Origin of the sequence: Candidatus Hartigia pinicola (assembly GCA_020541205.1) — a bacterium.
Lineage (GTDB): Bacteria > Pseudomonadota > Gammaproteobacteria > Enterobacterales > Enterobacteriaceae > Hartigia > Hartigia pinicola.
The window spans coordinates 316,000-332,539 of sequence record CP048208.1 but is presented as its reverse complement, the minus strand read 5'-3'; the positions used below and the strand labels follow the sequence as shown (position 1 = coordinate 332,539).

The following is a 16,540-nucleotide window of genomic DNA, read 5'->3' as shown; positions in this document are numbered from 1 at the left end:
TTTCTCTAATCATATATTTCACTCTTTATCCAAAAAGTTTGCAATAGAGATGACGCTTTTTCTATTTTAAAGTTCAAATAGTCATTTACTGTATTCTTTCTTAAAAAGAATATATGGAGACAATTACTTTAACATGTATGTATTGTAATATATAAAATTGGATGTAATACTTTTTGTAGTTTGAATATCTAAAGGGTATCTTATTATCTTTTATTAAAATAAAGATCTAATTTATTAAAAATTTCGTGAGTAATATATTTATTGTACAATCTTTTCATCTGAATCGAAAATATAAAAATAATTACGTGTAAATAAAAATTTCAGTAGTTTTTTTAAAGTACTTTACATCAAAATTAACTTTTCTGTATAATAGTTGAATTTTTTAATATCAAAGCATCGCAATGGACGTTTTCCTTACCATTAAATATCAAAAGGTATAGCATATAAATTTTATGTTTTGAATTTATTTTAAATAACTAAATGAACTCTGTTGAATAGGTTACAATCTAAACAACTTAGATGACTGCTCCTTTTGATATAATTAGTCTCAGAAAATATGTTATTAAAATTCAAAACTTATATCTTGATCAATAAACTTGAATGATAAAATTACAACTTATCCTACTGAGAAAAATAGAATAAATTTCTTTTTCCATTCTAGTAAAAAGAAATCTAAAGATGATATAATAACATTTCCTCACTATTTCATCAATATTCAATCAATCTATTTTCATTGTTATTTTCTGTTCAAGATATGCTGATTCTAGTAAAACTAAATTCTTATTATATCAAACAAAAATAATAATATTAAAATATATTTTATATAACACAAAAACATAGAAAATAGAAACAGTTTTCTATGAAATACATATTGAATAATAAGGAAATTACTATTAATCAATAAAATCTTCACAAGATTCAATTATCTAAATTAAGGTTTTAGTGATCCTATAAAGTAATAGCGCCCTCTAAATACCTCCTTAAACTTTCCTGAAAATTTTCCACCATAACATATAAACTCGCTTAATATAGTTTTATATTTAAAAAGCACAATGATATATTTTTCTAGTTGTGATAATATACAAAATTAATTAATATTCTTTTAAGGATTCTTATAAATATTTTCAAAATAAATTAACTAAATTAAAGTAATTTAATTTTTATCGGACCTCAGAATAATAAAATTAACATTCTTTTTAACACTAATATCTTCTAATTTTACTATTTTAAATATAATTATTTCACATATACTACTAAGTATAATAAAATATATAATAATATTAATTAAGGAATGTTAGAATAAATTTAATTCCATTACTAAGATCACATACCACTACATCATAATTAATATATAAAGTATTTATATGCTGACTATATATTCATAATCTATTTCTAGTGAAAATACTTTGTATAACTTTTCTCAGAAAATATTATTTTATTATTATTTAAATTTTAAAAAGAAAAAAACTATCAAAAATAAATAACTACACGTTCCTAAAAACATTAAAATATAGTTGATATAGTTAATATCGCAATCTTAATTAAAACATTAATACTACTTTTTTTATTATTGATACGCAAAACATATAATCTCGATACGTGTATGGAAAAACCTATAATGTATGTAACAAAATATCTTTAATATAAAATAATAAATCGCAACAAACACTCACTGTTTACTCAGTTTAATTACATACATAATAAACGATGTAATAAAAAATTCTTTAAAAATTCTTTAATAAACTTTTATAATATACAAAAATAACTGACATACATGAAGAATATATTAACAGATACTAGGAGTTATATAAAGTACATAGGTACGAATAATATATATATGATATATTTAACATCATCATTAAAATAATATAGCGCAATGATAATATGTTTTAATAATTCCTAAGATTTTAGATAATTAAACATTGATGTCATTATTAGTGACAATATCTATACATACAAAATACTAAGAAGGTATACATCGATACCGTCAATTTATTGCTACAACATGTATTATTTGATAATTTTATAAAATACTAAAAACTGAGAAGTTTCATTTAATATAATATATGAATTACAATGACTATTTTTTATAATAAAATATCGTAATAGATATTTACAATCTTGATAAAAAAAATCGACACCATTAGTATTGACTGACGGTATCGATTTTTATAGTTTTTAACTAAAGAAACATGATGTCGTCTAATAACTTACATCATACCGCCCATTCCGTTTACACCACCTGGATTTAGAGTAGGACTCTCATCTTTAGGCAAGTCAGTAATCATCGCTTCAGTTGTAATCATTAAACCAGCAATTGACGCTGCAAATTGTAATGCTGAACGAGTCACTTTAGTCGGATCTAAAATTCCCATTTTAATCATGTCACCATAAGAATCTGTTGCTGCATTATAACCTTCGTTACCTTTTGCCGCTTTAACATTATTCACAACAACAGATGCTTCTTCACCTGAATTTGTAACAATCTGACGCATTGGAGCTTCCATTGCACGTAATGCAACACGAATACCCACGTTTTGATCTTCATTGTCACCAGTCAATGATCCCAGTGTACCAGCGATACGTACAAGTGCGGTACCGCCACCAGCAACAACACCTTCTTCAACAGCTGCACGAGTTGCATGCAAAGCATCATCAACACGAGCACGTTTTTCTTTCATTTCAACTTCAGTTGCCGCACCGACTTTAATAACAGCAACACCACCTGCTAACTTAGCAACACGCTCTTGTAATTTTTCACGATCATAATCTGAAGTAGATTCTTCGATTTGTTGACGAATTTGAGTAACACGACTAGAAATAGCTGCTTCTTCACCAGAACCATCAATAATAATAGTTGTATCTTTATTAATCACGATACGTTTTGCTTGACCTAAATCTTCTAATGTTACTTTTGTAATTTCCATACCGATCTCTTCAGAAATTACAGTCGCATTAGTTAAAATAGCGATATCTTGCAGCATTGATTTACGACGATCACCAAAACCTGGCGCCTTAACAGCTGCAGCTTTTACAATACCACGCATAGTGTTTACAACTAGAGTTGCCAACGCTTCTCCTTCAACATCTTCAGCAACGATTAGTAAAGGTTTGCTCGCTTTTGCAACAGCTTCTAATATTGGAAGTAATTCACGAATATTAGAAACCTTTTTATCGACTAATAAAATGAAAGGATTTTCTAATTCAACAGAGCCTGTCTCAGGTTTGTTGATAAAATAAGGAGACAAATAACCACGGTCAAACTGCATACCTTCAACAACATCTAGCTCATCTTCAAGGCCGGTACCTTCTTCGACAGTGATAACACCTTCTTTACCAACTTTCTCCATTGCTTCTGCAATAAGTTTACCAACAGTTTCATCCGCATTTGCAGAGATAGTACCAACTTGAGCAATAGCTTTAGTATCTGAGCAAGGTTCAGAAATTTCTTTTAGTTTTTCAACTGCTGCAATAACTGCTTTATCAATACCACGTTTCAGATCCATTGGATTCATACCAGCAGCAACCGCTTTCACACCTTCGGCCACTATACATTGTGCCAGAACCATTGCAGTTGTTGTGCCATCACCAGCCGCATCATTAGCTTTTGAAGCAACCTCTTTTACCATCTGTGCGCCCATGTTTTCAAATTTATCTTCTAATTCGATTTCACGCGCAACAGAAACACCATCTTTAGTAATAACTGGTGAACCAAATGACTTATCTAATACTACATTACGACCTTTAGGTCCTAAAGTTACTTTCACTGCATCTGCCAGAACATTCACGCCACAAAGCATTTTTCCGCGTGCATCACTACCAAATTTCACATCTTTAGCTGCCATTATTATTTCCTTTAAAATTTTTATTGGTTAAAAGATCTCAGTAAATATTAAGCTTCAACAATCGCTAGAATGTCACTTTCTGACATAATTAATACTTCTTCGTTATCTATTTTTTCAGTTTTCACACCATAACTATCGTTAAAAATAACAGTATCACCAATTTTTACATCTAATGCTTTAATTTCACCATTTTCCAGAGCGCGACCATTACCAACAGCAAGCACTTCACCGCGTGTAGACTTACCAGCCGCAGTTCCGGTTAACACAATACCTCCAACAGATTTTGATTCAACTTCTTGACGTTTAATAATAACACGATCATGTAATGGGCGAATTTTCATTAATAGCTCTCCTATAAATAAATGTATACTAAGTCAAAAGATGATACTAGCATGTATAAATAAACCAGTACCTTATTTTAACACATTGGGGCGACATCAAATAACTTCAAGGGGAAAGATATTTTTTATTTCTACTATTCTTATTTCAACGATAAAATGCCAATATGTATATATAATGTTCTTTACCTGATTCAAAGGCATTATCTGATATATTCAAGTATTATAGACGTCATCTTGTTTAAGATAAAATTCACAATCAAATATATAGCCTTTTTAAGTATAAATTATAATACCAAACATTCAGAATTTTCTTAGTTTCAAAAAAATGAATATATTATATTAAACTCATGATAATGATTTTGTACTAATTTTCTCTTAGTAGTACAGCTAACAACTAAAAAAAAATAATAAAACAAGTTGAAAGTTAACAAGAACTAGTAAGCACTAATTAGGTAATAATGTAGTGCTGTAATTATGTTTATAAAATATTGTCATCTCAAACATTTATTACCTAATTTTAACTAGAGACAACATTGCAGATAAAATAGTACTATAAATATTTATTTTACTAAACTGCACTTTATAAATACAATGATCACAAATATAATAAATTCCATTTCTATATAAATAAAAAAGATATGATAATGAAAACTGACTAATATACTAGTTCTTATTTATTTTTATAAATCACATGCTTAAATTCTTAAAGTTATACAGATATTGCTTACAGCTTACTAAAAAAAGTCGTATAATTATCTGTGCAACGTATTTTATTTATAGATACTGAAAGCCTATATGCCACTTTAATTATGTTTATTATAATAATATATCATTCTTTTAGAAAAATAATTCTAAAGTCTCATTAAAAGACTATAGAATATTTCTCCTAATAGTAAGACGATAAATGCTAGATTTAAGATCTTAAAACTAAAGAAAATTATTAAAACATCTCTTAAAAGTTTTATAAATTAAATGATGCATTACCAAAAAAATCATAATATACGTTTGACAAATATTCTTTTTATGTATCCTGAATCTATTCAATGTATTTATTGTTGCTATTTTAGTTCATACTATCCCTGCATATGACATCGAACTACCACGAACACTGCATGCGCATCACCGTTGTCTGATAAAGTATTATTCGCTGGTACTAATAAAATTTTATACAAACTCAAAACTATCTAGATTTTTATCTGTAATAATGCCTATCGTCAATGTAATTTTATAGAGTACATAATGAATATTTACTATAATTTCTATTTAATTATAGAAACTGTTTTAAAAGAATCATTATCTTTTTTATAAAAATATACGTATTCTGAATACTAATTCTATACATAATCACAAAATCAATCTTATAGCTTAACTACTTCTGAGGTCACACTTTTAACTATTTTAATACTATCTCCTAAAGATTTACTTTTGTTCTGGCAGTATTGAAAATTTACAATTATAAAATACACTCGTTTTATTGAGATGATCACTACAAATTATTTTTTATTAATAACTACGTTTCAGGATATAAAAACATATATAAAACATATAACATATAATAAATAACAATTAATGTACGCCTTTTAACTTCTACGTAATAAAAATTAAATTTGTTAAAATGTTTTCTTAACTAATATTGCTATTTTAGATTTTTTTTCTTATGTAGAATGCCATATAGAAATAATCAGAAGAAAATAAGATTCTTAATAGATTATTAATAATCTTATAATATTTAAACAATTCACACTTACAGAATTAAATGAAGGAATTCTTTCATAAATTATATTAACGTATATTAATATTAAAATGGAGAGTACATGATGCAATATCAAATAGATCATCTGTTTATTATTTAATTTAACTATAGATTTCTATCTCTATAGAATGATCAGTAATTCAATACATAATAAATTATTTTATTTAATTATATAAATCAATATTTTATAATAAATTCATCAGCTATTAAAAAAATAGTTAATTTAATAACATTGATTGAACATATCACATACGTATATTAATTAAACTATTTTGACAAAATTCTAAATTAGAAATACAAATTAACGGCATTTGTTATATAAAAATATTTTTAATAAACAGATATATATAAATAAAGAAATACGTTGACGAAAGTTTCTCTATCAATGTCTAAAAAAGTTATATATAGATCAACTTTTTTTATCGATAAAACAATATTTTTATTGTATATTCTATATGACATTAAAGTGAGAAATATTGTTCATTAATATGTCATAAATGTAAAAATTAGAAAAGCACTTTAGTTTTGATAAAGATGTTGCTGATCAATATACGCTATTACAGCTTCTGGAATCAGCCCTTCACATTCACCCCCAGAAATTAATTTCTTACGAATCTCAGTTGCGGAAATATCGACTAATGGAGTTTCACCGATAAAAATATAACCATTTGACGCTGTCTGCAATTTATTTAAATCATTTACTCTATGTTTCTTTAGCCACATTTGCATTGTTAATTCTCTGAAATTGACTGCATAACCTGGACGTAAACAAATGAGTAAATGACAATAATCCAGTAGTTTATCCCAGTCATTCCATGTATGAATTGATAAAAAAGAATCTTGTCCAATAATAAAAGCCAACGGTTGTTCAGGACCTATTTCTTGACGTAAAGATGATAAAGTTTCAATAGTATAAGAAGGGCTATTTCTCTCTAACTCTCTAGTATTAATAGTAAAAAGAGGGTTGTTCTGTATAGCTAAACGCACCATATTTAATCGTTGATTAGGATTAGCAGTTGGTTTTGGGCGATGAGGAGGAACGTGATTCGGTAATAAAATCACTTCTTTTAGATTTAATTGTTTTGCTAATGCTTCAACAGGACGCAAATGCCCATAATGAATAGGGTCCCATGTTCCACCAAATAACACTTTAAGATCTTTGTATTTAAAGGTCATGAATAAAGTCCTTTAATCAAGCGTTAGTGTGTCCACTAATATAGTTCAAAACTATAGATAACACTCAAAAAAATTTCTAAAATATTTTAGCATTACATGTGACTTACACTAAAAAAAGAAACTAGATTATAACAAGTATCTAATAAAGTGTTAATAATCTTTGTAAGTCAAATATGGCAATTATCTAAATTTTATACTAATTAAATAATAATGTTAATAAAATAATTCAGAATTATACTGTAACGTCAGTAATAATATCTGCTCATATTAAATGGATTCTAGTAATAAAATAATTGCAATATATTGTTTTTGAATTCTTTTAAAGTAAAATATACATGACATAATATCTCTGTGAATATTTTTTCTCCAGGAGGATATAATATAAAATCCATCAAGTTCTTAACTGTGATTCTAATTTATAAAATCTATAGCGAATCATTACACTAAAATATAGATAACCACGTTCACGTCTGAACGAATCTAAAAAAGTGTTTTTAAAACAGCAATAAAATAATACATTTTCTTCTACTTCTAATATTAAAAATTCTATTCTCGAGTTGAATGATATTGTGCATATTATTTTATATTTAATCAATCACTAATACATTCACTATTATATAAAAATTTATGAATGACGTCAGCACTGAATTGATCCTATTTCATTATCAAATTTTGTTTACATTATAGTACTGGTTACATTTGAATAATTATAATCATACTATACGCGAAAAAAAATGTAATTAGCTATGTAGAATTAATTTGCACTAACTAAATTACTATTTAGTATTAACATTAATTTTATAATATCATAAATTTTTATCTGTATAGCAATAATATCGGATTAAAGTAGTATTAGTTTATTGACAAGTAAAAGACACAAAAGATTTTATTCACACACTATTAAAAAATAAACTTCCAAATACTTTGAATTGTTAATCATTACAATCAGACCTTACTGATTGTATATCAATAAAGTCATTGACATAATATTAGATACCAGTCATCCCATCAGTCTTATAACTGATAAACTCACTCCTCACTGAGTAGCAGAAACGTCATCATTTCTTAATAATCGGTGTAATTTTTCTGTATTTTCTTTCTCAAGTTCAGCCATATATGTAATTAGTAGTTTATGTACTAAAATACGTGCTACTTGTTCACGCATTTCTTGTTTAATTAACTCATTCTCTGCGTCTTTTGCAAGTGCTTCTAATGGGTTATCAAAAAAGTCTCTCTCAACTTGACTTTCCAGTGGATACACTGCACCCTTTGACATTAATATTTGTGCATGAAGAATAAATATTAATTTCTTCTCTGCTGCTTTACCATCTTGATAAATAGAGAGGGTTTTTGTTTTTTCTGATAATCCTATTATTTTCAAAATCGGAATACCTACTTTACTATGTTCCACTAAAGTAATATTGTTTAATCGAAGTTGTTTCCTAATCACTCTTATAAGATCATTAAGAGGTGCATTTGAACTTAAGTGTAATATTTTAAACTCATTAGGAATCTGTGTTTTTTCTTGCAAACGAAAATCACAGCCTGTAGTCATGAACATTGATAAGTTCAGTAATAAAGTGATCAAATATCGCACTTACCCTCCTTATTAGCTAACAACTAAGTTTAACAATTTTCCAGGAACATCAATCACTTTACGAATCTTCATTCCTTTTAGATGTTTTAAAACACTACGCTCTTTTAATGCCACATCAAGTATAAATTTTTGATCTGAGTGAATTGGTACCGTAATACAACCACGTACTTTACCATTAACTTGGATCACAAGAAGTTTAGTTTCATCAATCATCGCTTTTGCATCTGCGATCGGCCAAGTTGCAAAATTAATATCATCTGTACGCCCTAATGCAGTCCATATTTCAAAACACGCATGTGGAATAATAGGGGAAAGCATTAAAGTAATCGCTTCAAGCGACTCTTGTATTAAAGCACGATCTTGTTCGCAATCTTGCGATACACGAATTAATTTATTTATAAACTCCATAATTGCTGCGATAGCTGTATTAAAAGCATAACGGTGAGAAAAGTCATCAGTAACTTTAGCGATTGTTTTATGCAGATCACGACGTAAATTTCTTTGTTTGGTAGTTAATGTATTCATATCTAGAGGTTGTGTAATTCCTTTTTGTGAATGTTCATACACAAGACGCCAAACACGACGAATAAATCGACTCGCTCCTTCAATGCTAGATTCTTTCCATTCAAGAGATAGTTCTGGGGGTGCAGAAAACATCATAAATAAACGTACAGTATCTGCTCCATATTTTTCAACTATTACTTTAGGATCGACACCATTATTTTTTGATTTCGACATTTTTCTCATGCCAATATAAACAAGTTTATGCCCTTTAGTATCACATGCTTTAATAATACAATTTTTTTTATCACGCTCAATAATAGCATCTGCTGCAGAGACCCAAACTCGCTGACCATTATTAGCAGTATAATAAAATGTGTCTGCAAGTACCATCCCTTCACATAACAAACGTTTAGCCGGCTCATTAGAATTTACTAGCCCTACGTCACGCATTAATTTATGAAAAAAACGGAAATACATTAAATGCATAACAGCATGTTCAATACCACCAATATATTGATCAACAGGCAACCAATAATTTGCAGCTTTAGAATCTAACATACCTTTATTATATCGTGGGCAAGTATAACGTGCATAGTACCATGAGGATTCTATGAAAGTGTCAAAAGTATCTGTTTCACAAAGTGCAGGCTGCTCATTAATAGTAATTTTTGCCCATTCAGGATCGGATTTTATTGGACTAATAATACTATTTATTTCAGCATATTCTGGCAAAATAATAGGCAACTTATCTTTAGGGATAGGAACGAGAGTGCCATTTTCCAATGTTGCCATTGGAATTGGTGCACCCCAATAACGTTGACGAGAAACACCCCAATCTCGCAAACGATAGTGGATTTTTCGTTGACCTAACCCCATTGCAACTAATTTATCGACAATTGCGTTAAAATCAGAAATATTATTTAAAGTATCTACTTTCTCTGAATTAGTCAGTATAGATGTTTTAGTTGTTACCGGTTCCAAGATATTAGTTTTTCTACTTATAGTCTTGGACAAAACTGTTTTTAATGGAAGATGATATTTATTTGCAAATTCCCAATGACGTTTCTCATGAGAAGGAGAAGCCATAATAACATCAGTGCCGTGTTCTATTCCAATAAAGCTCGCCACCCAAATTGGCAATGTTTCTTGAGTCAATGGATGAATAATATGCAGACCTGTTGACACACCTTGCATGCCTATAGTCGTTGTATCAATTTCAAATTTTTTAATATTACGATATTGATTAATAAAATTAGATAATTCAACATTTTTCATTGCAATTTTTTTTGCTAAAGGATGTTCTGGTGCAATTGCAACATAAGTTGCTCCCATAAAAATATGAGGGCAACTAATATAAATCATTAGTTTTTCGTTACTATCAATAATATTAAAAGTAACCTCAATTCTTTCTGAGCGTCCAATCCAGTTACGTTGCATCATTTTAACTTTCTCAGGCCAATCATCGAGATTATTAAGATCATTTAGTAACTCTTCTGCATAAGCTGTAATTTTAATAAACCACTGAGGAATTTTTTTACGTTCAACAGGTGTATCACAACGCCAACAGCACTGATCAATGACTTGTTCATTTGCAAGCACAGTTAAATCATTTGGACACCAATTAACTTCTGACTCTTTTTTATACACTAAACCTTTTTCATAAAGGATAGTAAAAAACCATTGCTCCCAACGATAATACTCCGGTGTACAAGTTGTAATTTCACGGCTCCAATCAAAACTAAAACCTAATATCTTTAACTGGCATTTCATATAATCAATATTAGCATATGTCCAAAGTGCAGGAGCTGTATTATTTTTTATAGCCGCCCCTTCGGCAGGTAAACCAAAAGCATCCCAGCCTATAGGCTGAAGTACATTTTTACCAAGCAAACGCTGATAACGAGAGATGACATCACCTATAGTATAATTACGAACATGACCCATATGCAGTCGTCCAGAAGGATAAGGCAACATAGATAGACAGTAGTATTTTTCTTTACTAGCATCTTCTGTCACTTTAAAAGTTTCTTGTTCATTCCAATAACGTTGTATTTTAGGTTCTATATCTTCTGGGCAATATTGTTTTTGCATGACACGAATACATCCTATAAAATAATCAATACTACTTAATAGTATTAATATCTTTTCTCAATTTAACTATAGATATAATAGCGGATATAGAAAAAACAACAATATTTAATGAGTTACATTTTATACAGTACTATATATTATGTTTAACAAACAGAATGTTTATTCTGATAGTTATACTAATTAACTATAAAAACCGAGTAGAATAATAGTGCTTTGCATAATAAAACAACAATTCTACTAATTAATTAAATTAAATAATATCAATGTTATTGATAGCTTTACATAATCAATGTATATTTATTTAGTATAATATATTTATTATGAATATAAATTATAAGACATAAATATATCTATCCTATAACTTCTTTATAGGATACCAAGAAGTAATATCTATAAAATTTTACAAGAAAATCTTCTTCACACTCTCATGGTTCATACAAAATCAAGTCTAGTATTACTTTTTGCAAGTGTAATAAATTACTTTTATCTATAAAAATCTATTGCTATATTTTTTAGTAAAAAACATTTTTTCTATAACTGCTATACATTGTTATGATCACACCTGCTTATTTACTCATAAGAATTCACAACTATGTGTCTTGCTTGGCAGGTCAAGAAAACTAGGTTGAATCATCAAATAAAATAATTATAAGATCCATGCGAATCTTATACACAATAGCAATAGATATTTTATCTAATTAACCAAAAAACGTATTGATATTATAAGATAATATAAGACACTTAAGTGATTTTAATTTTTTGTTCAACGTCCTTTTCCTACTTTTCTTACATGCTTTAATTGTTAACAAAGATCAATCTTTTAATAAAAGAATAATACACAAACAACTCAAAGTATAAACATTAACTTTATAAAAAACTTTCTGATAAATTGTTACCATGAATATACTGTTGATTGAACTTGTAACTAATTAAAAGAACTAAAATTATTTACTATTTTAGTAGTATATACTTATTAGCAGTATATAAGCTACAAACAATAAAATTGTTGCCTTTTTATATGTCATTGTGTGTGCATTTATATACCTAAACGTGATAATGTCATTAAAATATATTATTCAATGTAATTGATAACAATATTTTTTAGAATTTCTCTAAAATATTTTTAAATTAAATAATTATGCATATCTCCTGTCAGAATAATGCAATTTAAAATATTGACACTACATAAGAAATATTTTAATAAAACCAATTCTTATTGTTTAACTATTTTACATAAAGACTACTAAAACTCAATGTTTATAAAATTTTTACGCACTACTATATACTCATGATAAATTTTTTAATAAAAATTTTTTCTAAATACATACACAGATAAAATACCTATATTACTATTCTAAATTATTTAAAATGCTTTAGAAAGAACTTAGAACTGACTCAAATAATATTAATTATAGTTTATAAAATCTCCGTAGAAAGAAGGATCTCAATAACAACACTATCTTGATGATAAGTAATACATAAAACGCTATAAGTACAAATACCGTTCATCAAAAAACTAAATAATATAAATAAAAAGTTATTATTATTAAATAATATATTGTGACGCAAGTTAAAATTACTAAAAGACATTTCAGTTATCAAAGACGATGTAATAGATAGATAAGATACTGTTTAGATTTTATCCCATCTAATTCACTAATATCAACAAAGAATCTATTAAAATGTCTGTTATAAAATATAGTATTTAAAATAATAATATATTATATTCTGGGTAGAATAATTAAGATAAAATATATAGACTCATATATTTTCAATATCATCGTTCAACGGTCAATTATTAAATATACATTTCATTAAAAACAATATCTATGCATGTAAAAATATTTTGAATATATATTTAAATACCTACTTTAGTACATTCAACTAGCATTTATTTTCTTGCTATTATACAACAACATTAAATAAATAACTAAAATTAACGTTGATTATTTATAATTGTATGACTTGCTAAGCAAGTAATTTTTTACTTATGACGCTCTTGTCGTAATAAATTAAAATAATCTAGCATCTAAAACACTTAAATAATTAAAACAGTTATAATTAGAAAATATTATTCTACTATTTATTCAGTAAATACTGTTATTTTAATATTAAATAATTATATTCTTTTATGATGAATACACTTAAAAATAAAATACTTTATCAACTTATTTATTTTCTCGGAAAATAAATAATTATTATTCATTTTGCAATACTTATTTATTTAATCTAATAAAATAATACCTCACCTTAATATATTTTATTACTAAAAATTGTAAATTTGTAGTAATTATTAACTAATGTAAACATAAGATTTACGAATTATGTAATCTAACTCTTAGAACCTATCTCAAAAGATGAATTTAGAATTCAGATTTAAATTTAGTATGAAAAAGACGAACTCTAGTAACATAATTGTATTTTAAAAAAGATTGTAATAAAAATACAATTAATATCAAGCAAATTAACACTTATTATACAATTTTTTAATATTATTAATCTATATTGATAATATTATGATTTAACTTGGTTTTATTTTTTTTGAGTGCCCAAAACCTGCAATTAATAAAAATACAGTAACCATTCCCCACATTGGCCAATTACTCCATCGTGCATAAGGAGTTACTCCTGTTGTTGGAGTAATTTCAGCAAACAATGTAGCAACATGAAATTGTGGGAGCGAAGCTTGAACAGAACCATCAGCACGGATTATAGCTGTTACACCATTATTTGTTGTACAAAGTAATGGACGCCCAAGCTCTAAAGCTCTCATACGAGCCATTTGAAAATGCTGCCATGGTCCTATCGATTTTCCAAACCAACTATCGTCAGATATAGTTAATAAATAATCACTATCAGGCTGAAAATTATCACGTACCTGAGTGCCAAGGATAATCTCATAGCAAATTGTAGGTGTCAAATGTATATTACCAATTGAAAGTTGGGCTTGCTGGTAATCTCCTCGGCTAAATTCCGACATTGGGAGATTAAAAAAAGAACCGATAGGATGAAAAAGATCTTCCAACGGAACAAATTCACCAAAAGGAACAAGATGGTGTTTTTTATATCGATTTTTAGATGGATACAAATAAGGTTTCTCATCACCTAACACAATGATAGTATTATAAAACTTATATTTACCATTTGTTAAACGAGCATCCACAATACCAGTAATAAGTTTTGTATTAGACTTTGATAATACTGTATCAAGCGATTTAATCCATTTTTGATTGTCAAGCTCAAGAGAAGGAACCGCAGATTCAGGCCAGATAATTAAAGATACCTTACCAATATAAGGGATTGAAAGTTTAAGATAAATATCTATTATCTTCTGTAAATAACCAGTTTCCCATTTTCTTGATTGAGGGATGTTTCCTTGTACTAATAAAACTTTTGCTTTCTTATCATTAGTAAAACTGTACCACTGAATATTCTGAAGAATAACAGGAAAAAATAACAAAATAAAGGCAATAACTAATATATTAAAACTTTTACGAATTAACGATAAGACAATTAAACCACTCACAATATATAAAAGCATGGTTATCATTTCGATTCCAAAAATAGGAGCCAGTCCTTTCATGGGGCCATCGATTTGGCTGTAGCCAAGTTGTAACCAAGGAAAACCGGTGAGAATCCAACTACGTAAAAATTCAGTTAATTGCCATATCGCAGGGGCTGCAAAAACTAGCCGCCATACTGTTGGAAGAGGAAACCACTTAGTCAGTAGATAACCAAATAACCCTGTATATAAAGAAAGATAAGCTGCTAATAATATTACTAGAAAAATACTAATAGGTTCACTGATTCCTCCAAAATCAACTATACTGATATACCACCAATTAATGCCAGAACTAAATAAACCAAAACCCCATATGATAGAAATTATAAAAGATTGTTTTGTTGTTCGATTTAAAATTAAAAATTGAAGGACAATAACAGAGAAAAGAGCAGCGGGCCAGAGGTCAAAGGGTGAAAAAGCCAGTGTACCACTAGCTCCAGAAATTATAGCCAGTAAAAGTCTTAGCGACTGCCTATCATAAAAGGATGTCAGCTGCATTAAATCTTTTCTTCATCCAGAATAGGGGTAGGTGCATCATCAGGAATTTTAATATGTAAGAGAGTAATCCGACGACTATCAGCCATTGATACCTTAAATTGATAACCATGAATTACTATCATTTCTCCTCGAGAAGGCAAGTGCCCGAACGCTTGCATTACAAAACCACCCACAGTATCTACTTCTTCATTACTAAAACTTGTTCCGAAAACTGTATTAAAATCTTCAATCTGAGCCAATGCTCTCACTGAATAAGATTGCAAGCTAAGCTGACGAATATCAACATCATCTTCATCATCATACTCATCTTCAATTTCACCAACAATTAACTCTAAAATATCTTCAATGGTAACAAGACCTGATACACCACCAAATTCATCAATAACAATAGCCATATGATAACGCAGTGAACGAAATTCTTTTAGTAACCGATCAACTCGTTTACTTTCAGGTACAACAACAGCTTGGCGCAATACTTTATCAATTTTAAAAGGCTCAGATTTTGTCCGCATAAATGGCAGTAAATCTTTTGCTATTAATAATCCTTCAATGTGGTCTTTATCTTCGCTAATAACAGGGAAACGTGAATGTGCAGAATCACTAATCACATCAAGACACTCATCTAATGTTTGATTACGTTTCAAAGTTACTATCTGAGAACGCGGGATCATAATATCACGAACCCGTTGATAGGCAATATCCATCACGCCTTCTAGCATATCACGAGTATCTGGATCAATCAGGTCGTTTTGCTGCGAATCACGGATTAATTCAATTAATTCATTACGATTTTTAGGTTCACCATGGAAAATCTGGTTTAATAATGTAAAGAACCATTTTTTAGAGTTAATGTTGTCACTGCTTGAAGAGTTATTGTCACTCATGGTATTTAAATTCTTATATCCCAATTAATGATTATATGGATTAGTTAAGGAGCGTTTTTATTATTAAACTTATTGTATTAACATGTTTAGTTATAAAACAGGGATCATTTATATATTCGCATACCTTAAGTTAGTGTCATAATTGAATACAGATAAAATCACTGTTCACATAACCAACTCATTCTGCTCATTGGAATAACTTTATTCATAGAACAATGCAACTCAAATAATTTTAGATTAGAATTAAGACATTTTAAAATACTAACATAGTTTTACTTATTTAGCATTT

General features: G+C 28.2%; 7 protein-coding genes. All 7 read right to left on the bottom strand.

Going from position 1 to position 16,540, the window contains the following annotated elements; genetic code table 11:
* Positions 1-2,210: 2,210 nt before the first annotated feature.
* The 7 genes from groL to corC all read right to left on the bottom strand — a co-directional run bounded on the left by groL (position 2,211) and on the right by corC (position 16,251).
* Positions 2,211-3,845 (bottom strand): chaperonin GroEL, encoded by a 1,635-nt coding sequence (groL, locus tag GFV14_RS00710; protein WP_457914438.1) that lies wholly within the window; start codon positions 3,843-3,845, stop codon positions 2,211-2,213.
* Positions 3,846-3,892: 47 nt separating this feature from the next.
* Entirely contained in the window at positions 3,893-4,186 is a 294-nt protein-coding gene (locus GFV14_RS00705) for a co-chaperone GroES (protein WP_457914437.1), read from the bottom strand.
* Positions 4,187-6,458: 2,272 nt separating this feature from the next.
* The gene (gene nadD, locus GFV14_RS00700; RefSeq protein ID WP_457914436.1) at positions 6,459-7,115 is read right to left on the bottom strand and encodes a nicotinate-nucleotide adenylyltransferase; all 657 of its coding nucleotides are present in this window, start codon (positions 7,113-7,115) and stop codon (positions 6,459-6,461) included.
* A gap of 1,036 nt (positions 7,116-8,151) precedes the next feature.
* The gene (lptE, locus tag GFV14_RS00695) at positions 8,152-8,712 is read right to left on the bottom strand and encodes an LPS assembly lipoprotein LptE (RefSeq protein WP_457914435.1); all 561 of its coding nucleotides are present in this window, start codon (positions 8,710-8,712) and stop codon (positions 8,152-8,154) included.
* Between the two features lie 12 nt (positions 8,713-8,724).
* On the bottom strand, positions 8,725-11,307 hold the full coding sequence (leuS, locus tag GFV14_RS00690; protein ID WP_457914434.1) for a leucine--tRNA ligase: 2,583 nt from the start codon (positions 11,305-11,307) through the stop codon (positions 8,725-8,727).
* A gap of 2,521 nt (positions 11,308-13,828) precedes the next feature.
* On the bottom strand, positions 13,829-15,367 hold the full coding sequence (gene lnt, locus GFV14_RS00685) for an apolipoprotein N-acyltransferase (RefSeq protein ID WP_457914433.1): 1,539 nt from the start codon (positions 15,365-15,367) through the stop codon (positions 13,829-13,831).
* Complete coding sequence (gene corC / locus GFV14_RS00680; RefSeq protein ID WP_457914432.1) at positions 15,367-16,251, bottom strand: CNNM family magnesium/cobalt transport protein CorC; 885 nt, start codon at positions 16,249-16,251, stop codon at positions 15,367-15,369. The genes lnt and corC overlap by 1 nt, the downstream gene beginning before the upstream one ends.
* Positions 16,252-16,540: the final 289 nt, after the last annotated feature.

Bases quoted from the DNA above. Each gene is read 5' to 3' on its own strand.
- groL (WP_457914438.1), bottom strand. From the start codon at position 3,845: ATGGCAGCTAAAGATGTGAAATTTGGTAGTGATGCACGCGGAAAAATG.
- GFV14_RS00705 (WP_457914437.1), bottom strand. From the start codon at position 4,186: ATGAAAATTCGCCCATTACATGATCGTGTTATTATTAAACGTCAAGAA.
- nadD (WP_457914436.1), bottom strand. From the start codon at position 7,115: ATGACCTTTAAATACAAAGATCTTAAAGTGTTATTTGGTGGAACATGG.
- leuS (WP_457914434.1), bottom strand. From the start codon at position 11,307: ATGCAAAAACAATATTGCCCAGAAGATATAGAACCTAAAATACAACGT.
- lnt (WP_457914433.1), bottom strand. From the start codon at position 15,367: ATGCAGCTGACATCCTTTTATGATAGGCAGTCGCTAAGACTTTTACTG.
- corC (WP_457914432.1), bottom strand. From the start codon at position 16,251: ATGAGTGACAATAACTCTTCAAGCAGTGACAACATTAACTCTAAAAAA.